This window comes from Pseudoalteromonas sp. 20-MNA-CIBAN-0454 (assembly GCF_040308685.1).
In the GTDB taxonomy this organism is placed as follows: Bacteria; Pseudomonadota; Gammaproteobacteria; order Enterobacterales; family Alteromonadaceae; genus Pseudoalteromonas; species Pseudoalteromonas nigrifaciens.
On record NZ_JBEOOB010000097.1, the window covers coordinates 1 to 651 of the forward strand.

Below are 651 nucleotides of genomic sequence, written 5' to 3' on the forward strand. Positions count from 1 at the left end.
TGCTATTAAAATGCCAGACACTATTCTCATCACCGAACTACAAAATCAGCTTGCACTTATGCAGGCTAAGCTTGATGGCTTAGAAAAAGATAAAATTTCACTGCAAGAAGATAAGGTTGAAATGCAATCGCGGATTGACCACTTGCTTGCTGAGCTTAAGTTAAGTAAATCGCAAAAATACGGCAAGAAAAGTGAAAAAGCCCCGCGAGGTACCTTCAACGAAGCTGAGCAGCATAAACCCACAGAGCCGCCTAAACATCATAAAAAAGGTAAACAAACATTAGCGGCGCATTTTGAGCGTGAAGAAGTTGAGCACAGGTTAACGGTACTTGATTGCCCATGCTGTGGTGAACAACTGCACCATTGCGGTAGTCAAGACAGCGAGCAAGTGAAAATTATTCCAGCGAAAGTCAGTGTCATTAAGCACAAGCAATTTAAATATGCTTGCAGACATTGCGAGCACGAACAATTGACCAGTAAAATTATCACCGCGCCTAAACCCAAGCAGCCTATTCCTGGCAGCATTGCGAGTCCAGAAGCGTTATCGGCGGTTGTTACGGGCAAATACTGCGATGCCTTACCGCTTTATCGTTTCGTTGACATACTGGGCCGTGGCGGCCTTGAACTATCGCGCGGAACATTAGCTAATTG

At 44.7% G+C, this 651-nt stretch carries 1 protein-coding gene; it reads left to right on the plus strand.

Annotated features, from left to right (window positions below; translation table 11 throughout):
• Nucleotides 1-651 (plus strand): IS66 family transposase zinc-finger binding domain-containing protein (locus AAEZ22_RS18110; protein ID WP_352298368.1); only part of this gene is annotated, 651 nt, incomplete at both ends.